Below are 21,108 nucleotides of genomic sequence, written 5' to 3'. Positions count from 1 at the left end.
CGTCCCACGCTCGTGCGGGCAGCAGCTACATGGCGCTTGCGCTGGTCTCTCACACATGGTCACGGAACGGTATCGATTCGAGTGTCGTGACGTTGCGGATTGCGACGTGGTCGTCTACAGCGAGTTCGAGGAGTCGATATACGAGGCTGCACGGTCTCATCTGAAGGATGTCCACGGCCGTGACGTCTCCGACGAAGACATCGAACCGTATATCGAAACGCTCTGATACGGGTTGTTGCCCCGAGTTCCCGGCGCACTCGCATGGTGGGCCGCGAGTGCGCAGAAACCCACTGACAGCAGTCCGTATGATCCTGCCAGCACACCACGGCCGGTCTCAGGTCACCTTCTATTACGGTTGCCGTTGGACATGAACACGGAGCAATGATGGGACCCGCGTTCGGAAGCAGTGCGTCGACCGAGGCCGATACCTCGATGCTGATCGATCGGCACCTGCCCGAGTTCGACGTCACGGTGGTCCGACACGCCGTCGTGGACGCCGATCCCGAGACGACCTACGACGCAATGCTCACCGCTGATCTGCTGGACACCGGGCCGATCGTCCGCGCCCTCGAGCGCTTGCGAACCGCCCCGATGGTGGTGTCACAGCGTCTTCGGGGTGTCTCCGGGGAACCGGAACCCGAGCAGCTTCGGTTCATCGACGTGTCAAAGACCGATGAGTGGCTGCATCTTGAGGACGCGCCCGGCGAGGAGTTCGTCTTCGGTGCGGTCGGAAAATTCTGGCAGCCGGCAATCGAGTGGCGACAGCTCGAGCCGGACGCGTTTGCGGCGTTCGACGAGCCGGGCTATGCGAAACTCGCGATCAGTCTCTCCGTCCGATCGGTCGGCGAGGGGCGGACGCTGCTGTCCTACGAGGCGCGGACGGCGACGACCGACGAACGCGCCCGCCGCAACTTCCGATGGTACTGGCGGGTCATCAGGCCGTTCGCAGGCTACCTGATGTCACGCGTACTCGAGCGCATCAAAGCTGATGCGGAGAGACAGGCGAGTCGGGACGCGACGGAGCCCAGTGCCGATGTGGACAATCGTGCTCATTCGAACGGGCCGAGCAGCCGACGCATCGCAACGGCCATGCTTGTCCTCGTGGCCACGTACCACTTCGGGGTTCGGCCCTGGCACCGTCGCTGGGGAGTCCCTGCAAGCGACGTCGAGGCACCCCTGCCCGGTGACGATCTGCTCCCGGACGCGACGGACCTGGTCACCCACGCGATCGAGATCGATGCCCCAACTGAAGCGGTCTGGCCGTGGCTCGTCCAGCTCGGTCAGGGTCGCGGCGGCTTCTACAGCTACGACTGGCTCGAGAACGCCGTTGGTGCCGACATTCACACCGTCGATCGAATCGTGCCGGAACTCCAGGACCTCGAGGAGGGTGACACCATCAGGCTGGCACCTGAAGACTATCCCGGCTCCTCACCCGAATCGGCACCGACGGTGGCGCATCTCGACCCCGAGCGAGCGCTCGTTCTCAGGCCGCCCGGCGAATCGCCGGCGTGGACATGGGCGTTCGTCCTCGAGTCGATCGACGAGGACACGACGCGGCTGTTCGCACGCATGCGATCGAAGCCGCGACAGTCGTCGATCGGCCCGTTCACGGAGGGGTCGCCGCTTCGCACGATCACCAACTACCTCTTCTGGGAGCCAGCGCACTTCGTCATGGAACGGAAGATGCTCACGGGGATCAAGCGGCGTGCCGAACAGGCGAAACAGATCGATTCGTTCTCGACAGCGTGAACGAGCGGATGATTATCCACGGTTCGGTGCGGCCAGCTGACTGCTGTTCACTCGCCAAACTGCTCGCATCGTACGCCAGCTGGGCTACGCCTGTGGCGTGCGAAACGTTCGAACCGTATCTCGCTTGCCGGACGTGGCCTCGACCTCGACGCAGCCCAACGCGGTAAACACACGGTTCCAGTCGCGGTGGTACAACGGGAACTCGTCGTTGACGTAGCTCACGTCGGGGTCCGATTCCGGTGACCGATCTCCCTCGCCTTCGTTTTCGATCGTAATGAGGAGGTCGCCACTGATTCGAGTCAGGTCCTCGAGCACCCACTCGACGTCCGGGTGGAGGTGTTGCAGCGTCTCGACTGAGTAGACGACGTCGAACTGGTTGTCGTCGAACTCGCCGACGGCGGCTTCGATCGAGTCGTGATAGAACGTTCCGTCGGCGGCAAGTTCGGGATAGGCCTCTGCCATGACGTCGAACGCGTCGTCGTTGACGTCGATTCCCGACAGGGTTTCGAAGCCATGGTCGTGGAGATGCGCGAGGTGACGGCCCGAACTACAGCCGACCTCGAGAACAGATGCGTCTCGGCCGACGAGCCGATCGAGAATACGACGGATCGTCTCACTCGTCTCGTCAGGCCCGTAGTAGGCGTAATATTCCGGTGAGTATTCGCCGGACCGGTCTGCCCACTGGCGACGGACCTCGGTAGAATTCACGTGTACTACTGCCGACGAACACGTAAAGTCTAGGTGGTCTCTCTCGTTCACTTTCACGCGTCAATGTCGGATTCGTCGCCGGCCTGTTCGCGGTCGGGATCGTCATTCCGTCCTGTCGAGAGTGCCGACCCGCGACGCCCGCTCTCGGATCCCCGTCACGCGGAGGACGGTCGGCATCAGCAACCCCTGTACGAGCGCACCGGTTACCGCGACACCGAAGACCACCGCTTGAATGAAGTCGCGGCGCGGCAGCCCCGCGGGCAGCCCGAGTGCCAGTGCGATAGGGACGACGGTGTGTAACCCTCCCCAGACGAGCATGTGTTGATAGCTCGGTGGCGTCTTCGGCGTGGCAATCACGTTCATGATGCCAACCAGGCTGTAGACGACCACCGCCCGCACGAGCAAGACGAGCACGGCGGCAACGAGGATGTACTCCAGCCGTCTGACCAGACTGTCGATCGGGACCTGTGCGCCAATGAGGACGTAGACCAGCGTCGACAGGAGAAACGCGCCGCCCTCCCAGGTGTCGCGGACGAACTCGAGGATGTCGGGATCGATCTTGATCCCCTCGCTTGGGGTCGTCTCCACGAACAGGCCCGCGCCCACCGTCGCGAGGATACCGCTGACGCCGACCACGCTCGTCGCGAGGACGTAGCTCCCGTATGCAACAAGCACGGTACTGAGGAGGATCGCCATGCGTTCGGGAACGCGACGCATGAACTGCGTAGCGGTGTATCCGAGGACGGCCCCGATGAGGAAGCCGCCAACGCCGACGACGAAGAGATCGAGCACGACTGTGGTGGCGATCTCGGAGCTGCCCGTCAGCGTTGGACGCTCGGCGATGAGCACGAGTAGGACGTTCACGATAACGACCGCGACGCCATCGTTGAACAGGCTCTCGCTGTCGATGATAACTGACAATCGCTCCGGTGCGTCGATCTCCTCGAACAGCGAGAGAACGGCGATCGGGTCCGTCGGCACCACGATCCCGGCCAGCAACAGCGCAATCAGCACCGGCAGTCCGAACACGGCGGCCGTCGCCGCGCCAAGCAGTGCAACCGCCAGCGGAATCCCGACCACGACTAAGACGAGCGGCACGACGATGTTATCGTGTAACAGCCTTCGATTCAGCTCGATCGCCCCGTTGAATAGGATGAGCGGGAGCACGAGGGACATGATCACGTCGTGAGACAGCCGAAGCCCGATCTCGATGGGGTGGATCGAAATCCCCACCCCGACCAGAATCAGCAGAATCGAGTACGGAATCTCGAGCCAGACGTCGACGACGACTCTGATCGCCAGCGCGAGAGCGAGTAGTCCAAGGACGCGATACAAGAACTCGAGCGCCGCACTCATCACTGCACTCCTCCACGCGGACGGGATAATACCCGGTGGATACACAGCCGTGGTAGTCCGTTGTAACTGAGTGTTTCGTTGTCAGCAGCGGCGTGATCATGTGACTGGCGAGTGATGCCTGTCGGTGAATTCATCCTGCCGGACAGCAGTCAAGACGACATCGAACGCCGCAGGAGACTCGCGTCGCGTTCCGTTCGCGGATCCGAGGGCCTACATGGCTCGCCCCCGGAGACTTCCATCGAATGCCGGCCGAACCGTCGCTTGGGAGTCGCGACCGTCGGGAGATCGTCCGCTTCTACCTGATCGACCACCGGACGCCGCTTGGAAAAGCGATCGACATCGCGCTGTTAGTCTTGAACGTCGTGTTCGTCGCCCTCTTCGTCGCGGAGACCTACGCGCTTCCGGCCGCACTTCGGGCGACGCTCTGGCAACTCGAGGTTGGGATCGCCGTCGTGTTTCTGGTGGAGTACCTGCTGCGACTGTACGGCGCTGCGAATCGCTTTGAGGAGGTTCTCAACCCCTACACCCTGATCGACCTGATCGCGATCCTTCCGACGTTTTTCGTGTTGCTCATCCCGGGGGCGACGATCGTCAACATCGGCTTCCTTCGCGTGCTTCGGGTGTTGCGTGCGCTTCGCTTCTATCGGTTCACGCAGGACGCGGAGTTCTTCTTCGGGACGATCTCGGACAATGCCTTGCGCGCGCTGAAGTTGCTGTTGACGGTCTTGGTCCTGTTTTTCGTCTCCGCCGGGCTGTTCTACAGCGCCGAACGAGCCGCCAACCCGGCGATTGCTACGTTCGGCGATGCGTTCTATTACATCGTGGTCGCGCTGTCGACGGTCGGATTCGGAGATATTACCCCGGTCACGGCCGCCGGTCGGTGGATTACGGTGGCGGCGATTCTGCTCGGGATCATCGTCCTTCCGTGGCAGGCGAGCAAGATCGTCCGTGAGTGGAGCCGCAGGGACAAAGTCGACGTCACGTGTCCGAACTGTGGGCTGTCGTCTCACGACCGGGACGCCTCCCACTGCAAGTCCTGTGGCCACGTCATCTACCAGCACGACGACTCGAGCGAGTGACCCATCACGGAGACAAACGACGCACACGCGGTGGGGAGTCACGTCGTGGTACGTCGACTGTCGATATCGTGTTGAGATACGTACCGAGACACTGGGTGAGAAACGGCAGTGGACGCACGACTATCCACTGCTGAAGTTGTCGGCTGCGGTGATTGTAAGTCGAACTGACCAACACATCGGCCGACAGCGCCGCTCTCTGTACGATTTCGGCGCTAAGCTTACAGTCGTCGATTCCAATATAGACAGTTGTCGAAAACGAGGACGAAAAAATATGAGTTATAGGTCTGGAGTCGAGCGTATGCAGTACCGACCCACACAACCCAATAATGTCTGGTAAATACGACCTAGTTATCGTCGGCGGCGGTATCAGTGGCGCATCCCTTCTGTACACGACCGCGAAGTTCACTGATATCGACTCGATCGCACTGATCGAGAAGGAATCGGAGATCGCAGCGATCAACTCCCACCACACCAACAACTCCCAGACCCTCCACTTCGGAGATATCGAGACCAACTACACGCTCGAAAAGGCCGAAGAGGTCAAAGAGGCTGCAGAGCTCCTCGCGGGGTATCTCGAGAACCACGATCCCGACCGTGAGATGCACTCCAAGCGCAGCAAGATGGTCCTCGGTGTCGGTGACGATGAGGTCGCCGAACTCGAGGAACGATACGAGGACGAAGGCTTCGGCGACCTCTTCCCGAAACTCCGGCCGATCGACCGCGAGGAGATCGCCGAACTCGAGCCGAAGGTCGTCGAGGGCCGCGACCCCAACAAGGAGATGCTCGCCCTGCAGACGCCCGACGGGTACGTCGTCGACTACGGCGAGACGTCGAAGTCGTTCGTCGACGAAGCCCGCGAGGAGGCAAACGTCGACGTCTACACCGGCACGGAAGTCACAGACATCACGCCAACGCTTGACGGCTACACGATCGAGACCGGCCGCGGGCGCTTCGATTGTGACGCCACCGTCGTCGCTGCCGGCTCGCACAGCCTGCAGATGGCGAAGGAACTCGGCTACGGGCAGGACAAGGTCCTGCTCCCCATCGCCGGGAGCTTCTTCCTGGCCGACACCGACGACGGCCTCCTGAACGGGAAGGTCTACACGCTCCAGATGAAGAAACTGCCCTTCGCGGCCGTCCACGGCGACGCGGACGTCCACGACGGCAGTGTCACCCGATTCGGGCCGACCGCAAAGCTCGTCCCGACGCTCGAGCGCGGCCGCATCTCGACGGTCAAAGACTTCCTCGACGTGTTCGGCTTGAACGCGTCGGCGTTCCTCAGTTACGCCAACATCCTCTCGGACCGCATCCTGCTGCCGTACGTGCTCCGGAACCTCCTCTATGACATCCCCGAGGTTGGCCGGAAGCAGTTCCTGCCCCACGTCCAGAAGGTCGTCCCGACCGTCGAACTCGAGGACATCGAACGCGCGAAAGGCTACGGTGGCGTCCGCCCACAGATCGTCGACACGAAGAACAAATCGCTCGACATGGGCGAGGCCAAGATCGTCGGCGACGACATCATCTTCAACATCACGCCGTCGCCGGGTGCCTCGACGTGTCTCAAAAACGCCATGCGGGACACGCACACGCTGCTCGACTTCCTCGGTGACGACTACGAGTTCGACGAGGAAGCGTTCCGCGAGGAAACGATCGGTCACTTCCCGCGTGCTGACGACTCCGACGACCCGAAAGTGGTCGCACCGAGCGCTGACGACGACTGATCGGCCAGCGCGGTCCCGTCCGTTTCAGTTTCGTTCGCGGGACTCGACCGTCCCATACTCCGATTTTCTCTCCCACCGCTAGGCCATGTCCTCGCTCGAGTCAGCCATGCGCTCGCTGTAATCCCAGCTATAGATCTCGTGGGGATCGATCCGAATCCGGAGTTCCTCTCGGTCGTCGTCGAGCAACCACGCGGCGAGCGCCGAGTCGGTCCCGCCGAGATACCGCTCGAGGAGCGCCCGCAGGACCGTCTTGTCGGTATCGGGCGCGAGGGAAGCGGTTCCGTTCCCCCTCACTCCGCGGTAGGGGACGTTGTTAGTCGAGACCTCGAAGGCGACCGCCGGATCGTCCCGGAGGAAGCGAACGAGCGCTGCGTTGGCACCGGTCGCACACTCGAGGGTGCCCTCGTGGTAGCGATACCACAGCGCGACGATCCACAGCGAGCCGTCGGGTCGCTGGGTCGCAAGCCGGATCGGGACTGTCGTCTCCTGGAAGAAGGTCTCGACCTCGGGTTCGGACCAGGCTCCGCGGAAGTCAGACACGGGCATACTCGAAACGACACGTCACAGTTGCAAAAAGCTCGACCACGAAGGTGATGAGCGCGCTACTCGGCTTCGGGGAGCGTGACCACGAAGACGGCTCCCTCGGGATCGTTGTCTTCGACCCAGATGTCGCCGCCGTAGGCGTCGACCAGGGTCTGGGCCAAGTACAAGCCGAGTCCAGTGCCGGCACTATCGAGTCCGCGCTTGCCTTTGCCGAAGATCTCGTCTTTTTGATTGTCGGGGACGCCGGGACCGTTGTCCGCGACGCGAACGGTGACGCCGCTCGCGTCGTCGCGCACCGAGACAGTCACCTCGGGAACCGCCTTGTCGTTGTGCTGGACGGCGTTTTTCACCAGGTTTCGGAAGACGGACTCGAGCATGTCGTTTGCCAGCACGGCCGTCTCAGGGAGTGGCTCCGCGACGGCGATATCCGCGTCAGCGTACTGTGACTGGACGTCTGCAACAACGTCCCTGATGAGGGGGCGGAGGCGTATCTGGCGCTGCCCGTCAGCGTTCGCGAGCATCACGTCGGCCATCTCCCGTGCCGTCGTCGTCAACTCGACGGCTTGCGACGCGCTGTCTTGGAGCGTCTCGAGATAGTCCTCGTCGTCGCTGCCCGCCTCGACGTGGTCGGCCAGCAGATCTGCATAGGCGAGTACGATCTGGAGGTCGTTGCGGATGTCGTGGCGCAACACCTGGTTCAGTGTCTCGAGGTCGTCACGCTGTTTCTCGAGTCGCCGTTCGTACGCCTGTCGGTCGCGCATATGGCCGTCGAGCGTCCGACACAACTGGTTGAACCCGCACTCGATGCGTTGCCACTCGTCGGCACCCTCGAGCGTGATGCGTGTCTGATACTCCTGGTTTTCGACCGCTTCGAAGCCAGCCAGCAACGCCTCGAGTTGCGCGAGGTTCCGCCGGTAGACCCACCACCCGAACAGGGCGAGCGTGCCGAGCACGAACACGAGTGCGCTGCCCTGGAGCATGGAGAGCTCTTGGCTCCGCTCCTGTATCGGAACGCGGCTCTCACTGACGGTGATCGTCCAGCCGGTCTCCGAGAGCGTGGTCTGGCGTTCCATCAGGTCGGCGTTCGGCGATGGCGCGGCCGTATAAATTCGCTCGCCGGACTGTGACTCGATCGTCAACCCCTGTTCGTCCTCGAGCGTCGACGCAAACTGTGGGAAGAAGTCTCCGTGTTCTAAGTGAAACGCCGCGTTGAGCGTGCCAACGCGTGTGCCGTTCTCGGACAGCGGCGTACTGATCGTCAGAATAATGTTTCCGGATTTGGCTTCGATCGGCTCGCTCACGTAGGTCTCGCCGTCCATCGCACGCCGAAAGTAGGTGCGGTTGCTGAAGTCGTCGCCGACGGCGGCGCTTGGTCTGCCGGAGTCGGCGACGATGGTCGTCATCGTTCCGTTGGCGGCGATGACGGACGCACCGGCAAACGACGACTGCTCGACGAACGTCTCGAGGGTCCGGCGCTGGGACGTGCTCCCGTGGCGTGTCAATTCTGGGTTCGTCGCTCCGATCTCGGTGGTGCGCTGGAGCGCGCCGAGTTGTCCGTCGAGTTGGGACTGGACGTGCATCGTCGCATGGTCGAGTTCCTCTCGCTCGTGGGTGTAGAGGGCGTCCTTGTGGTGTTGAAAGCCGACGACGACGGAGGCAGAGAGGACCACTGCGATAAGCGCGATGAGGAGAAGAAACAGGCGCTTGGTCTTCATCGGGTGTGTATTCGTCGTTTGGACAGTGAAAGTACTGATTTCGCCCGACAGCCGCGTCTTCTGCTGGCTCCCAGCAGCCGACTGTCTCACCCGACCCCGAAGACGCGACACCGCGATCTGAGCCGCTGCGGACGCCAGTCGATGTTCTTATAGCGACACGCTGGGACGGGAGAGAGTACAGGTGGCTGTCAGTAGCATAGTGTCCTGGTGGCGAACGCACGCGGGCGCTCTCGTTGGGGTGGCCGGTGGCGTCGGTGTGCTGTCTGTCATCCAGTTACAGAACTTCCTGCTCTTTCACAGCCTCGTCGAACTGGTCAGCATTCTCATCGCCGCTGTCGTGTTCCTCATTACCTGGAACGCACGCGAAGAACTCGATCGGTCGTTTCTGGTAATTCTCGGCGTCAGCTATCTGTTCGTCGGCGGCGTGGATCTGCTTCACGTTCTCACGTACAAAGGCATGGGAGTCTTCCCCGGCACTGGTCCGAATCTGCCGACTCAGCTCTGGGTCCTGGGGCGGTATCTCGAGGCAGGCTCGCTTTTGGCTGCGGGGACCGTCGGCCTCGTCCGTGGCGATCGAGACGCCCTCGAGTGGACCGGGAACACGCTGTGTGCGCTGGTGATGGGCTATGCTGCCGTCGTCGCCCTCGGACTCGGGTCGATCTTCGTCGTCGACTGGTTCCCACAGATGTACGTCGAGGGGAGTGGCCTGACACGAGTCAAGGTCGCTAGCGAATACGTCGTTATCGCCCTCTTCTCGGCCAGCCTCGGTCTCCTCTATGGCCAACGGGAGACGTTCAACCGGCGTCTTTTCCAGTTTCTCGCCGGCTCGATACTGCTGACGATGGGCGCGGAACTCGCGTTTACGTTCTATGTCGATGTCTACGGGATTTCCAACGCCGTTGGGCACTTCCTCAAGCTCGCCTCGTTCTATCTGATCTACCTGTCTGTCGTGAAGATGGGGATCAAAGAGCCACAGAAGACGCTCTATCGAGCACTGGCAAAGCGCGAAGCCGAGGCTCGCAAATTCAAAAAGGCGGCCGACTACTCGGGCCATGCCGTGTTGATCACGGACCGAGACGGCACCATTCAGTATGTCAACAGCGCGTGGGAGGCGATCACGGGCTACTCGGCAGCCAAAGCCCGCGGGCGGAATCCCCGACTCCTCAACTCCGGCGAGCACGACGAGGCGTTTTACGACGAGCTGTGGTCGACGATTCTCGCGGGGGACGTCTGGGAGGGAGAGATCGTCAACGAGCGTCAAGACGGCGACCGATACGTGATCCACCAAACGATCGCGCCGATCTTCGGCGAGGACGAGACGATCCAGAACTTCGTCGCGATCCACGGCGACATCACTGATCAGAAAGTCTATCAACGACAGTTAGAGAGCGACCTCCACCAGAGCGTCACGCAGCTTCAGGTGCTCGCCCGCGTGCTCCGACACAACATCCGCAACGAAGTGAACGTGATCGCGGGCAACGCCGAGATGATCCAAGAGCTGTCCGACGACACCAACGACATCGCGCCGATGGCTGGCCGGATCGTCGACGCGAGCGATCACTTGCTTGCCCAGGCCGACAAGCAACGTGAGATCGTCCAGTTCCTGTCTGCGCCGTCGACGACAACGATACTCGAGCTGTCGGCCGTCGTCGACGATATCGTGAGCCAACTCGAGCAGCAGTATCCTCGGGCCGATATCACGATCGACATCACGGCCGACCTCGTGCTCCGTACGCTGCCGGAACTCGAGCAGGCGATCGTGGAAGTCGTCGAGAACGCCATCGTTCACACCGAGCACGGAACGCCTGCGGTGACGATCAGCGCCCGCTCCCGGGACCGGGCGGTCGAAATCCGGGTCGAAGACAACGGCCCGGGGATTCCAGCCGCGGAACGGCAGGTAATCGCGGGGGACGCGGAGATCGACGCGCTCTTACACAGCAACGGCATGGGGCTGTGGCTCGTCGATCATATCGTCACGGAAGCTGGCGGCACGATTCGATTCGAGGACGCACAGTCCCGTGGAACTATCGTCACGCTGAGGCTCCCACGAAACGGGACGCTGAGCGACGGGCGCGATTCTTCCACCCCGATTGCCACCACCCAGTGACTCCTCTCTCGTCTCTGCCATGTCGTTTTCCTGGCCAAGCTATGGGTATCACTCGAGTGACGTCGCTCCGATTCATCGCCGATTCTCGTCGCTCGAGCGGGCCGCTATCGCGTCTCTCATACGTTGCGATTGGCGCTGACTCGACTGCTGTTCCTGTTCTTGTCCGGTCTCGTCGCTTACAGACTCGTTCGTGCTCTCGTTTTTCTGTCCGATCAGATCCGTTTCGAACGGCTGCTCGTACGAGAGAAACTCGAGCGGAACCGTCCGCTGGACCCCGCCGTAGGCAAGCGTCGCAGTGAACTCGACCGTCAGGGTCGACCGTTCGTCGTTTCGAAGGTGTGTCACCCACCACTCGTCGAGTTTGGAGTTGTTGATTGCTGCACTGGCCTCGAGCGTTCGAGTGTTGTTGGGCCGTAAAACGGTCTGTTGGCCGGCGATGCCTTCCCCGACGACGATCCCGTTGAGTCGGACCGTGTATCGAAGTTCCGTGATCGGCACCGGAACCGGCGTTGGATTAGTTACCGTCGCCGATGCGCTGATCGGCGTTCGGGTGGCGGTAGCGGTGCCCCACCGTGCGTTCGTCTCATCGACGACCAGCAGCGTTTGGCCGGCTACCTGCAATCGCTGACTCTCGTTCGCTTCGAGCGGCTCGAGCAGATTCGTGTGAACCGTTTGGACTCGAGTCCACTCCGTCGCCGGGAGCCGGATCCCAGCGTAGTTGACGACGACGTCGGGTTCGACTCGAACCGTCGTCGTCTCGTTTCTGTTGACGTGAGAGGCCCACCACTCGGGGATCTCGTCGTTGTCGAGCCACGTGCTGACGGCGACAGTCTTTTCATCATCGTCGAGATTGATGCCGTTTTTCTCTCCCGTCGCGACTTCGATGTCGTTCATCGAAACCGTATACGAGATGTCCGCTGCGGGGCCGCCGACGCGGAGCAACAGCGGATTATCGACGGTGAGCTGCGTCTCGACTTCGGTCCGGTCGGCCGTAACGGTCCCCCAGTCGTTGTCGACCGATTCGACCTGCGGTCGACCTACTGTGAGGACACCGTAGGCTACAGTTGCGACGATCAGGAAGACGACGAGGAGAACTACTGCTCCCGTTCTGCGACGAACCATCTACCGCAAGTTCGGTGCCACCGTAATTCCGACATCGCGTTACACATTCAGGCCGTTGAAATCCAACACCCATTCGATCGATCCTGGCAAGATGCGTCGTCATCGTCCCAGTTTTCTGTTGACTTCTGGGTGCGTCTCGATCGACCGTCTTTCATGCCGACCTGAAATTGAGATGTGGGTAACTATTTTCACGGGTGCCACCCAACGCTCGGTAGAGCCATCCGGCTCGCTCATCATGAACGTCGACGAATTTGTTACTGCAAACGAACCGAAAGCTGGCGGCGAGACGTTTCAACTCGAGAACTCGACGCTGCTCGATATCGACCTCGACGGAACCGTCATGGCGAAAGCCGGCTCGATGATCGCCTACGACGGAGACATCTCGTTCACGGGGAAATCGTCCGCCGAAGGCGGTATTACGGGATTCCTCAAGGAACAGGCCACGGGTGAGGGAACGCCGGTGATGGAAGCGACCGGGTCCGGCCATCTCTATCTCGCGGATCAGGAAAAGAAGATTCAGCTCCTCGAGCTCGATGCCGGACAGTCGATTTCGGTCAACGGCAACGACGTCCTCGCGTTCGAGTCGAGCATCAATTACGAAATCCGGACGATCAAGAGTATCGCGGGCTTTTCGGCCGGCGGCCTGAGCAACGTCTTCCTCGAGGGACCCGGTAGCGTCGCGATTACGACCCACGGCGAGCCACTGGTCTTGCAGCCGCCGGTTCGCACTGACCCCAGTGCGACCGTTGCCTGGAGTGAGACGACGCCTGGTAGCCACGTCGACAGTGCGCTTTCGAACATGATTGGCCAGTCCTCTGATGAGACCTACCAGCTCGATTTTTCGGGCTCGGAGGGGTTCGTGGTTGTCCAGCCCTTCGAGGAACGCGGGCCGCAGCAGTAGCAGGCACTACTGCCACTGCCACGGACGATTTATAGGACTTTGACCAATACGCAGTTCAGGATACTTCTATGAGACGACAAGCCTTCGGTGCGATTTCGGCTGCGCTCGCACTGACTCTTCCCTGGGTCGCCGTCTGGAGTGCGACCGATCTCTTCCCTCAGTTTGCGCCGGCTGCGCTTCGAACGCTGTCGACGCTCTGGACCGTGGTCGTGACCGGGCTTGCCGTCCTTGGATCGTCGTTTCTGCTCGCGTGGGCGGCCGAAACCGCCGAGAAAGATGTCCCGCGAGCGTTCGCGATCGCGGTACTGGCTGTGCTCGCAGTCGCCCCCGAGTACGCTGTCGACGCCCTGTATGCGTGGAATGCAGGCCAGTTCGCGGGCACCGAACGCGGGATCGAGGCCGGCAATCTGGCTGTCGCCAACATGACCGGTGCGAATCGCATCCTCATCGGCATCGGCTGGGCCGGCATCGCTCTCTTTACGATCTTCCGCCGGGGCGCATCGACCGATCCCGCCGTCGAGAAACGACCCGGCTTGCTGGCCGATGTCGTCACCCTCGATCGGGATATCGGTCTCGAGATCGTGTTCCTGCTCGCCGCGACACTCTGGGCGTTTCTCGTTCCGTTCAACGGCGGGATCGACATCTTCGACATGCTGTTTCTGGTCGGTCTGTACGTCTGCTATATCGCGGTGATTCTCCGCGGCGAGACCGAACCCGAGACACAACACGTCGGCGTTCCGGCGTACTTACAGCGGTTTTCACGGCCGTGGCGCATCGCGACTGTCCTTTTGTTGTTTGCCTATTCGGGGACGATGATCTTCACGGCCGTCGAACCATTCGCGCACGGTCTCGAGGAACTCGGCCAGCACGTCGGTATCCCCTCCTTTTTCATGATCCAGTGGATCGCACCGCTGGCTTCCGAGTCACCGGAACTCATCGTCGTCGTCTATCTGGTGAACAAGGCGCGGTCGACGGCGGGCTTTAACGCGCTCATTTCGTCGAAACTCAACCAGTGGACGCTGCTCATCGGGACGCTCGTCGTCGTCCACTCCCTTGCACTTGGCAGCTACGGCGTTCTCAGCTTCGACTTCAAGCAGTCCGCGGAGATCTGGCTGACCGCAGCCCAGTCGTTTTTCGCGATTGGCCTCCTCCTTCGGTTCGAAATCTCCGTCCGGGAAGCGCTCGTCTTGCTCGGATTGTTCCTCTCGCAGGTCGTCCTCGAGTTTCTCCTTATCCGCGAGGCCATCGCGCTCCCGGTCTCGAGTACCGACCTGTTGCTCGGCTACAGCGTGCTCTACGTCGTGCTCGGGACGGCACTGTTCATCAGCCGCCGTCGGTCGTTCGGTCGCCTCGTCCGACGAACCGTTGGAACGGTCAGCGACGCGATGCCGATCGGCGAGGAGCGCCCGCACGGCGTTGACGACTGATAGACTGCTGATTGGACCTGTTTCTTGGCCTAACTGCGGCCGGGGACGGCTCGATCGGAACTGACAGTCACAGCTCACATCCATCGCCGGCCACAGGTCTACGGTCGCGGCGGTGGTACCGTCGTCACCGATGCTCTTGATCGGATCGCCACGCTCCGACGCCGCAGTCGTCGCCGTGGCTGCGGTCGCCCTCTCGCTGACCCATCTCTTCGCCGGTCGACTCGGCGTCAGCGGTCGGGTCCCCCGGAGCCGGTGGCTGTCGATCGCCGGCGGCGTCTCGGTCGCGTACGTCTTCGTCCATCTCTTGCCGGACGTCGGGGAAGCCGCGGCGACGCTTGCGGAGCACAGGTACTTGACCGCCTTTGCCGAACACCACGGCTATCTGATCGCGCTGTTCGGCTTCGCTACCTTCTACGGCCTCGAGCAGCTCGCCCGTCGATCGAACGCCGATCCGAACGAACCCGTGCCAGCCAGCGTCGGCATCTTCTGGATTCACGTCACCTCCTTTGCCGCCTACAACGCGATCATTGGCTATCTGCTGTGGGATCGCGAACTCGGGAGTCTGCTCCTCTTTTCGGTCGCGATGGCGCTGCATTTCGTCGTCACCGACGACGGCCTCCGCACACACCACGGCATGACGTACCACCGCCGTGGCCGGTGGCTACTTGCGGCGGCGGTGATCGGTGGGGCCGTCGCTGGCTTTGCCCTCGAGAACGTCGACCTCCTCATTGCGGTGTTCGTCCCGTTTCTCGCCGGTGGGGTCATCCTCAACGTGATCAAAGAGGAGTTGCCAGCCGATCGTGACAGTCGATTCTGGGCGTTTGCCCTCGGTGCGGCGGGCTACGCTACGCTGTTGCTGTTCGTCTAATGAGTAGCCGGCCAGCCCGTGCCCGTCCCCGGTCGACGCGAGTGATCGGTGCTGCTCGAGCGGGAGCGTTTTGTCGGTCCACCGCAATCACCTGCTATGCGACTCCGACGACCGCGCCGTCCACAGCAGTTCCGGCTCGCGGACTCGGCACAGCAAACCGTCGGCGGGTTTCTGCTGGCGGGCCCGTTCGTCGTCACCGAGGAGGTTTGGACGCTCGCGGAAAACATGCATATCCTGCAGGCGCTCGTAATCGTGGCCATCGTCTTCGGGATCGGCTATGCGGCGCTCTATAAGGCGGACACGACCCGCGATGCCGACGACGAACAGGAGGTCGTTGGGATCCCGCTTCGCTTTATTTCGCTGATGACGGTGACGTTCGGCTCGGTAACTATTCTCGCGCTGTTATTTGGTGCTCCCTCGACCTTCCTCGAGACGGAATCGACCGGCGAACTCGCCGAGACCACGTTCAAGGCCGTCAGTGTCGGCTCGGTTTTCAGCGTCGTCGGCGCGGCGACAGCCGACACCATCTTTGCGAAGTAGTGCTGGCTTCGCTCGTTGATACACGGCTCCTGTCGGGACGACGTTCATGTTTCCGATGTAGCCGACTGGCTCGAGCGGCTCGGTCAGCGTTGTGACACACGGTTGCGGCCGCTGGTATTCACACACCAAAGAGTCCCGAAGCTTGACGGAACGTACCCACGAAGCACAGCAACATGGCCGATCCTGTCGCTGCCCCGCTTCAACTGTTGGTGTTTCGGGTGGCGATCGCCTTCGGGATCGGCGCGCTCATCGGACTCGAGCGCGAACAAAGCGAGTCGGGCGGCACGTTCGCTGGGAGTCGCACGTTTCCGCTGTTTGCACTCTATGGAGCGCTCGTCCAGGCGTTCTTCCCGATGCTGCTTCCGATCGCAGTCGGGACGCTCGTGGTGCCGCTGACGGTGGCGTATCTCGGCAAGATCTGGTTCGAAGGCGATATCGGGCTCACGACGGTGATGGCCGTGCTACTGACCGTCATCTTGGGAGCACTGACGACTCATTCGGAACTCGGGGCGATCCTGGCCGTCATCGTCGGCGGTGTCGTCACAGTCCTGCTCTCTGCAAAGGGACCCATTCATGATTTTGTCGACCGGATTGACGAGGCCGAACGCCGTGCGTCGATCAAGTTCATCCTCGTCGTGTTAGTCGTCTTTCCGATCCTCCCCGATCGGAAACTCGACGTCGCGCTCGGGCTCAATCCACGGTTCATCTGGCTCATGGTTGTGTTCGTCACCGGACTGAGCTTCGCCGCCTACATTTTGAGTCGGACGATCGGGACGGAACGGGGGATCGCACTGACCGGCATCCTTGGTGGGTTCGTCTCCTCAACCGCGACGACGGTGTCGATGGCCGAACGGACGAAAGTAGAAGGCTCCCTCTATCAGATCTGTGCGTTCTCGACGATCGTTGCGTCGATCGTCATGTTCCCGCGGGCACTCATCGAAGTCGCCGTCGTCAACAGATCTCTGCTGCCACACGTCGCCGTTCCGCTGTCCGTAATGACGGTCATCGGTGCGAGTATCGCCGCCATCATCTACTGGCAGGCGACTGCGACACTGGACGAGCAGACTGAGACCCAACTCACGAACCCGTTTCAGTTACGACCGGCACTGTTTTTCGGTGCTGTCTTCGCAGTGGTCCTGTTAGTATCTGAATCCGCCCACTCTCTGCTCGGTGAATCAGGGGTCTATGCGACCGCGTTCGTCTCCGGACTCGCCGATGTCGATGCGATCACGCTTACGCTGAGCAGGCTTGCAGCCGACGGGACGATCTCGAACCACGTCGCCGCAACGGGAATCGTCATCGGCGCGATCGCGAACACCATCGTGAAAGCCGGTCTCGCGTGGGTGATTGGGACCCGCGAACTCGGTCGCGTCGTGACTGCTGGCCTCGGCACCGTGTCGGCAGTCGGATTCCTCGTCGTCCTGTTCGCATAACCGACCACACGATCGGCTACGTCGACGTGGTCCGGCCGGTCATCGTGTCGATCTCGAGTTCGAAAATGCGGATATCGATCTCGTCGATGTTCTCGTCGAAGACGCGGATCGGGGCGAACTGCCGGTTGATTTCGGCCGTATCGAACCGGTCGTAGTCTGATTCCGGGATTTCGGACAGGTGGCCGGTGACCATCACACTCCAGGAGTCGATCTCGCGTGGATCATCGGTCGCTTCCGTCCCGTAGCAGACGTAACACGCCGTCTCGGTCGCCTCGATGAACGCCTGTTTTCGGCTTCCCTCGGTGACGCCGAGCCGGACGTAGAGCCCGTCACCGTCGTAGTAGTGTGCCAGCGGGATGGCGTAACTCTCGTCGTCTTTCGAGAGCGAGAGGACGCCGGTCTCGCCGGTCCGAAGCCGCTCTTCGATCGCCGACTCGTCCATGCCGAACGTATACGCGTAGTCGATGTGTTTCATCAGCGGGAGACGGCAGTAAAGATGCGTACACGGCCGTGGGCTATAGTTGTTCTCTCATACGGTCTGCTGTCACGAGTGACCGGTGGGACCGCAGCGCGGGTCGCGGGCCCTGTCCACTAGAGGTACGAGTCGTCGTACGATTCTGTAGATCGCTCTGCGTGGGAGTTTCCACAGTCGTTACACTCGAGGCGATCCATGTTGTCCATCGAGACCTCGAGCGAGCCGCAGTTCGCACAGTAGAAGCCGTGCCGTTCGGTGTGGGTATCATCCTCGTAGGCCGCAAAAAACGGCGCTGCGGTGCCGGAATCTGCCTCGTCGCGGGCGATGTACGCCGTCGTTCCGTCGTCGGCCGTCGTCACCTGGCCGTCGACTCGCTCCGTGTCGGGAAACTCCTCGTCTGTTGCGTCCTCCCCTGTCGAACCAGGAAGGGTTGCGTCGACGTCCGGTTCCGTGTAGACGTAGTTGACGACCGACTCGTCGGCGATCTCGACCCGCCGGTCGCCGTCGTGCTCGAGGCCGAGCCGTTCGACGAAGTCGTGTCCCTCCGTGTTGGCCTCGAGCACGGTGACACAGATGTGCTCGGCCCCGCGGTCGCGGAGCGTCTCGGTCGCGGTCTCGTACAGTTCCGTCCCGATGCCCTTCCCGCGATGTTCTGGATCGACGACCAGCCACCTGACCTCGCCCCAGCCGTCCTCGAGTCGTCCTTCGACGAACCCGGTGATGGTCGTATCCTCGATCTCCGAACTGGTTTCGGCGACCTGCAGCAGGATTTCCTCGTCCTCGTGCTTGTCGGTGACAGCCTCATCGGCGAACTGGTCGTCGACCAGCCCGTCGATCTGTGCCGGGCTGAGCCTGACCGATGTCGTCAGCGAACTATCGACGACCTCGCGAATCCGGTTGGCCGCTGCCGGTGTCGGTTCCCGAATCTCCATAGCGAATGCCCGGCATCGACGCGGATAAGATGGCTGCCGGCGGAGCCATGCGGCCACTCCAGCTGATTCGAACCCTCTCCGGCGGGTGGGTGACACGGTCCCAGAGTGGCGACTCGGCTCGAGCGCCCCTGGAAGTCGAAGACTGGCAGTTGGCCGTGCCCACAGATCACGTGTGACCACCGCCTGCGATGACAGTGAGACTCGAGGCCGACTAGTCGGGGCGAGTTACTCCTTGCTGCCGGTGATGACAACTGGCCGATCAGTATTGAGAAGCACGCCCTGAGAGATGCTTCCGAACAGTGCTTTCCCGACGGGCGAGCGCTTCCGGCCGCCGAGGACGATCGTGTCGACATCGTGGGTCTCGGCGTGCTCGAGAATGTCCGCTTCGGTGTCGCCGCTGTCCTCGACGATCGTCACGTCGATGCCAGCGTCCTCGAGGGTTTCCTCTGCGCGGCGGACGGCATCGATCTCGGAGGCAGAATCGTGATCTTCAGCCTCCACCTCGCTTTCTTCCGTGAAGACGAACAGAACGTAGGCCTCAACTGCATCCGCGGCAGTCGGCAACGCCGTGACGTAGTCGACCTGTGCCAGTGCACGCTGCTCGTTGGTGTCAACAGGAATCAAGACGCGATACATAGGCACGTGTTAGCAGTCTTTAATTATAAACCTCGTCCCAACAGAGGGTCACCTCGCGGTTAGTCCTCGTCGTCGCGCTCTCGCAGGGAGCGCCGTTGGATCTTGCCCGTCGTCGTCGTCGGGAGCGTTTCGACGAACGCGATGTGTTGGGGATACTCGTATTCAGCCAGCCGATCACGGACGAGCGTCCGGATCTCCTCGCGAAGGGCGTCGGGATCGTACTCGTCGCGTGCGGGCTTGACGAACGCTTTGATCGCCTCGCCACGGGTCTCGTCGGGAACACCGACGACGCCGACCTGTTCGACAGCGTCGTGGGTCAGAATCGCGTCTTCGACCTCCATCGGCCCAACGCGGTAGCCGCTGGTGAGGATGACGTCGTCGGCCCGCGAAACGAACCACAGATACCCATCCTCGTCACGTTCAACGAGGTCGTCGGTCAGGAACCACCCATCCGCAGTCTGCTTGTTCGCCGTCTTCTCCGGCAGCCCGTGGTACTCGTTGAAGAAGACACGGCGATCACCCGGTTTGATTGCGAGTTCACCAGTCTCGCCACGCTCTTTGCGCTCGTGCGTCTCGGGATCGAGCACCGCGACCTCGTAGCCCGGGAAGGGCTTGCCCATGCTGCCCGGCCGCGTGTCGAACCAGGTTTCGGAGTTGCCGACGACGAGGTTGAGTTCTGTCTGGCCGTAGAACTCGTTGATCGCGACGTCGTCGAACGTCGATTCAACCCACTCGACGACCTCCGAAGTGAGCGGCTCGCCGGCCGAGGCGAAGGTCTCGATCGAGAGATCGAACCGGCCTTCTGGGTCGTCGACGCCCATCAGCATCCGGAGCGCAGTCGGCGGCATGAATGCCTTGGTCACGTCGTGGCGCTCGAGCAGGTCGTAGACCTCGTGGGGGTCGAACCCGTCGCGAGGCCAGCCGACGATCGTACAACCGTGATGCCACGCCGCGAAGAGGGTCCCACCGAGGGCTGCACCCCAGGCCCAGTCGGCTGGCGTCCACAGCGTCGCCTCGCCCTCTGCGAGCCCCTGATCAAAGTAGTTGTACGCCGCGCTCGCCCGCCCGAGCCAGAGCGCGTGGCTGTGCCGGACGCCTTTCGGTGGGCCCGTCGAGCCGCTGGTGTACATGATCGCCGTCGGCGTCTCGGGGGTGGCGTCGTAGACGTCGATCCCCGGCTCGTGGGATGCGACGAGCTCGTCGAAGGCGTGTGCCTCGCCCGCGACCGCGTCGGCGTCGCCGAGTTCGATGACGTGCTCGAGTGCCGGACACTCCTCGCGGATCTCGTCGATCGTCTCCCGGACGCTCGGGTCGACGACGACGGCTGTGGCCTCACTGTCGGCGAGTCGGTATTGAAGTGCATCACGGCCGAACAGCACCGTCAGTGGCACCGACACCGCGCCGAGTTTCCAGTTGGCGAGGTGGGTCAGCGGGTTCTGCGGTTTCTGTGGGACCACGACACCCACCCGGTCGCCAGCCGTGACGCCGAGGTCAGCCAGCGCGGCGGCGAGGCGGTCGGATCGCTCGTCAAGGTCGTCGAAGGAGTAGGTCTCGAGGCCGCCGTCGGGATGGTCGTATCGCAGTGCCGTTCGACTCGTGTCCTCGTGTTTTCGAAGGAAGTCGACGGCAGGGTTGTACTCGTCGGGAAGGTCCCACGAAAACTCCTCGCGAGCCGTCTCGTACTCGTCGTAACTCGGCATTACCGTCCAAGTCATGCGATGCCCTACCGGTGCCAGCACATAGCCTTTTTCGACATGCGCGACCCTCGAGGTGGATCGAGGACCGCGGGCATGCGC

19 protein-coding genes are annotated in these 21,108 nt (G+C 62.0%); 10 read left to right on the top strand and 9 right to left on the bottom strand.

Annotated features, from left to right (window positions below):
- The first annotated feature begins 55 nt into the window (after nucleotides 1–55).
- Nucleotides 56–226 (top strand): DUF1059 domain-containing protein, encoded by a 171-nt coding sequence (locus tag BSG09_RS04615; protein ID WP_092930637.1) that lies wholly within the window; start codon nucleotides 56–58, stop codon nucleotides 224–226.
- A gap of 158 nt (nucleotides 227–384) precedes the next feature.
- Entirely contained in the window at nucleotides 385–1,749 is a 1,365-nt protein-coding gene (locus BSG09_RS21085) for an SRPBCC family protein (RefSeq protein ID WP_223174677.1), read from the top strand.
- A gap of 84 nt (nucleotides 1,750–1,833) precedes the next feature.
- Here the strand turns inward: BSG09_RS21085 and BSG09_RS04600 are convergent, their stop codons facing one another.
- Nucleotides 1,834–2,457, bottom strand: coding sequence for a class I SAM-dependent methyltransferase (locus tag BSG09_RS04600; protein WP_092930635.1), 624 nt, complete (start codon nucleotides 2,455–2,457; stop codon nucleotides 1,834–1,836).
- 102 nt (nucleotides 2,458–2,559) lie between these two features.
- Nucleotides 2,560–3,813, bottom strand: coding sequence for a cation:proton antiporter (locus BSG09_RS04595; RefSeq protein ID WP_092930633.1), 1,254 nt, complete (start codon nucleotides 3,811–3,813; stop codon nucleotides 2,560–2,562).
- Between the two features lie 242 nt (nucleotides 3,814–4,055).
- Between BSG09_RS04595 and BSG09_RS04590 the strand changes: the two genes are divergently transcribed.
- Both BSG09_RS04590 and BSG09_RS04585 read left to right on the top strand, forming a co-directional pair.
- Nucleotides 4,056–4,892 (top strand): ion transporter, encoded by an 837-nt coding sequence (locus BSG09_RS04590; protein WP_092930631.1) that lies wholly within the window; start codon nucleotides 4,056–4,058, stop codon nucleotides 4,890–4,892.
- A gap of 326 nt (nucleotides 4,893–5,218) precedes the next feature.
- Complete coding sequence (locus BSG09_RS04585) at nucleotides 5,219–6,613, top strand: FAD-dependent oxidoreductase (protein WP_092930630.1); 1,395 nt, start codon at nucleotides 5,219–5,221, stop codon at nucleotides 6,611–6,613.
- 78 nt (nucleotides 6,614–6,691) lie between these two features.
- On the opposite strand, the gene BSG09_RS04580 is transcribed toward BSG09_RS04585, so the two are convergent.
- The gene (locus BSG09_RS04580) at nucleotides 6,692–7,153 is read right to left on the bottom strand and encodes a pyridoxamine 5'-phosphate oxidase family protein (RefSeq protein ID WP_092930764.1); all 462 of its coding nucleotides are present in this window, start codon (nucleotides 7,151–7,153) and stop codon (nucleotides 6,692–6,694) included.
- A 62-nt stretch (nucleotides 7,154–7,215) separates the two neighbouring features.
- Nucleotides 7,216–8,871: a sensor histidine kinase gene (locus BSG09_RS21080; protein WP_217650114.1), complete on the bottom strand. Its 1,656-nt coding sequence runs from the start codon at nucleotides 8,869–8,871 to the stop codon at nucleotides 7,216–7,218.
- A gap of 199 nt (nucleotides 8,872–9,070) precedes the next feature.
- Between BSG09_RS21080 and BSG09_RS04570 the strand changes: the two genes are divergently transcribed.
- Nucleotides 9,071–10,978, top strand: coding sequence for an MASE3 domain-containing protein (locus tag BSG09_RS04570; protein WP_223174678.1), 1,908 nt, complete (start codon nucleotides 9,071–9,073; stop codon nucleotides 10,976–10,978).
- A 72-nt stretch (nucleotides 10,979–11,050) separates the two neighbouring features.
- Here the strand turns inward: BSG09_RS04570 and BSG09_RS04565 are convergent, their stop codons facing one another.
- Nucleotides 11,051–12,100, bottom strand: a complete 1,050-nt coding sequence (locus tag BSG09_RS04565; protein ID WP_092930628.1) for an LEA/WHy family protein — start codon at nucleotides 12,098–12,100, stop codon at nucleotides 11,051–11,053.
- Nucleotides 12,101–12,335: 235 nt separating this feature from the next.
- On the opposite strand from BSG09_RS04565, the gene BSG09_RS04560 reads away from it, so the two are divergent.
- The 5 genes from BSG09_RS04560 to BSG09_RS04540 all read left to right on the top strand — a co-directional run bounded on the left by BSG09_RS04560 (nucleotide 12,336) and on the right by BSG09_RS04540 (nucleotide 17,269).
- Nucleotides 12,336–13,001, top strand: coding sequence for an AIM24 family protein (locus BSG09_RS04560; RefSeq protein WP_092930626.1), 666 nt, complete (start codon nucleotides 12,336–12,338; stop codon nucleotides 12,999–13,001).
- A 68-nt stretch (nucleotides 13,002–13,069) separates the two neighbouring features.
- Nucleotides 13,070–14,428: a sodium:calcium antiporter gene (locus BSG09_RS04555; RefSeq protein WP_092930624.1), complete on the top strand. Its 1,359-nt coding sequence runs from the start codon at nucleotides 13,070–13,072 to the stop codon at nucleotides 14,426–14,428.
- Between the two features lie 130 nt (nucleotides 14,429–14,558).
- Nucleotides 14,559–15,296 carry a hypothetical protein gene (locus tag BSG09_RS04550; protein WP_092930622.1) on the top strand — a complete coding sequence of 246 codons (738 nt, stop codon included), beginning with the start codon at nucleotides 14,559–14,561 and terminating at the stop codon, nucleotides 15,294–15,296.
- Between the two features lie 96 nt (nucleotides 15,297–15,392).
- Nucleotides 15,393–15,836 (top strand): DUF2391 family protein, encoded by a 444-nt coding sequence (locus BSG09_RS04545; protein WP_092930620.1) that lies wholly within the window; start codon nucleotides 15,393–15,395, stop codon nucleotides 15,834–15,836.
- A gap of 173 nt (nucleotides 15,837–16,009) precedes the next feature.
- Nucleotides 16,010–17,269 (top strand): MgtC/SapB family protein, encoded by a 1,260-nt coding sequence (locus tag BSG09_RS04540; RefSeq protein ID WP_092930618.1) that lies wholly within the window; start codon nucleotides 16,010–16,012, stop codon nucleotides 17,267–17,269.
- Between the two features lie 16 nt (nucleotides 17,270–17,285).
- On the opposite strand, the gene BSG09_RS04535 is transcribed toward BSG09_RS04540, so the two are convergent.
- The 4 genes from BSG09_RS04535 to BSG09_RS04520 all read right to left on the bottom strand — a co-directional run bounded on the left by BSG09_RS04535 (nucleotide 17,286) and on the right by BSG09_RS04520 (nucleotide 21,027).
- Nucleotides 17,286–17,744, bottom strand: a complete 459-nt coding sequence (locus BSG09_RS04535; protein ID WP_092930616.1) for a pyridoxamine 5'-phosphate oxidase family protein — start codon at nucleotides 17,742–17,744, stop codon at nucleotides 17,286–17,288.
- Nucleotides 17,745–17,860: 116 nt separating this feature from the next.
- A complete protein-coding gene (locus BSG09_RS04530; RefSeq protein ID WP_092930614.1) occupies nucleotides 17,861–18,676 on the bottom strand; it encodes a GNAT family N-acetyltransferase in 816 nt (271 codons plus the stop codon).
- 225 nt (nucleotides 18,677–18,901) lie between these two features.
- On the bottom strand, nucleotides 18,902–19,312 hold the full coding sequence (locus BSG09_RS04525) for a universal stress protein (RefSeq protein WP_092930612.1): 411 nt from the start codon (nucleotides 19,310–19,312) through the stop codon (nucleotides 18,902–18,904).
- Nucleotides 19,313–19,371: 59 nt separating this feature from the next.
- Nucleotides 19,372–21,027, bottom strand: coding sequence for an acyl-CoA synthetase (locus tag BSG09_RS04520; RefSeq protein WP_092930610.1), 1,656 nt, complete (start codon nucleotides 21,025–21,027; stop codon nucleotides 19,372–19,374).
- Nucleotides 21,028–21,108: the final 81 nt, after the last annotated feature.

It is taken from the genome of Natrinema hispanicum (assembly GCF_900111485.1).
In the GTDB taxonomy this organism is placed as follows: Archaea; Halobacteriota; Halobacteria; order Halobacteriales; family Natrialbaceae; genus Natrinema; species Natrinema hispanicum_A.
Note: the sequence above shows the minus strand (reverse complement) of the source record. Positions and strands in the feature narration are given on the sequence as shown.

Bases quoted from the DNA above. Each gene is read 5' to 3' on its own strand.
- BSG09_RS21085 (WP_223174677.1), top strand. From the start codon at position 385: ATGGGACCCGCGTTCGGAAGCAGTGCGTCGACCGAGGCCGATACCTCG.
- BSG09_RS04535 (WP_092930616.1), bottom strand. From the start codon at position 17,744: ATGAAACACATCGACTACGCGTATACGTTCGGCATGGACGAGTCGGCG.
- BSG09_RS04550 (WP_092930622.1), top strand. From the start codon at position 14,559: ATGCTCTTGATCGGATCGCCACGCTCCGACGCCGCAGTCGTCGCCGTG.
- BSG09_RS04540 (WP_092930618.1), top strand. From the start codon at position 16,010: ATGGCCGATCCTGTCGCTGCCCCGCTTCAACTGTTGGTGTTTCGGGTG.
- BSG09_RS04530 (WP_092930614.1), bottom strand. From the start codon at position 18,676: ATGGAGATTCGGGAACCGACACCGGCAGCGGCCAACCGGATTCGCGAG.
- BSG09_RS04615 (WP_092930637.1), top strand. From the start codon at position 56: ATGGTCACGGAACGGTATCGATTCGAGTGTCGTGACGTTGCGGATTGC.
- BSG09_RS04595 (WP_092930633.1), bottom strand. From the start codon at position 3,813: ATGAGTGCGGCGCTCGAGTTCTTGTATCGCGTCCTTGGACTACTCGCT.
- BSG09_RS04560 (WP_092930626.1), top strand. From the start codon at position 12,336: ATGAACGTCGACGAATTTGTTACTGCAAACGAACCGAAAGCTGGCGGC.
- BSG09_RS04555 (WP_092930624.1), top strand. From the start codon at position 13,070: ATGAGACGACAAGCCTTCGGTGCGATTTCGGCTGCGCTCGCACTGACT.
- BSG09_RS04590 (WP_092930631.1), top strand. From the start codon at position 4,056: ATGCCGGCCGAACCGTCGCTTGGGAGTCGCGACCGTCGGGAGATCGTC.
- BSG09_RS04565 (WP_092930628.1), bottom strand. From the start codon at position 12,100: ATGGTTCGTCGCAGAACGGGAGCAGTAGTTCTCCTCGTCGTCTTCCTG.
- BSG09_RS21080 (WP_217650114.1), bottom strand. From the start codon at position 8,871: ATGAAGACCAAGCGCCTGTTTCTTCTCCTCATCGCGCTTATCGCAGTG.
- BSG09_RS04525 (WP_092930612.1), bottom strand. From the start codon at position 19,312: ATGTATCGCGTCTTGATTCCTGTTGACACCAACGAGCAGCGTGCACTG.
- BSG09_RS04545 (WP_092930620.1), top strand. From the start codon at position 15,393: ATGCGACTCCGACGACCGCGCCGTCCACAGCAGTTCCGGCTCGCGGAC.
- BSG09_RS04585 (WP_092930630.1), top strand. From the start codon at position 5,219: ATGTCTGGTAAATACGACCTAGTTATCGTCGGCGGCGGTATCAGTGGC.
- BSG09_RS04520 (WP_092930610.1), bottom strand. From the start codon at position 21,027: ATGACTTGGACGGTAATGCCGAGTTACGACGAGTACGAGACGGCTCGC.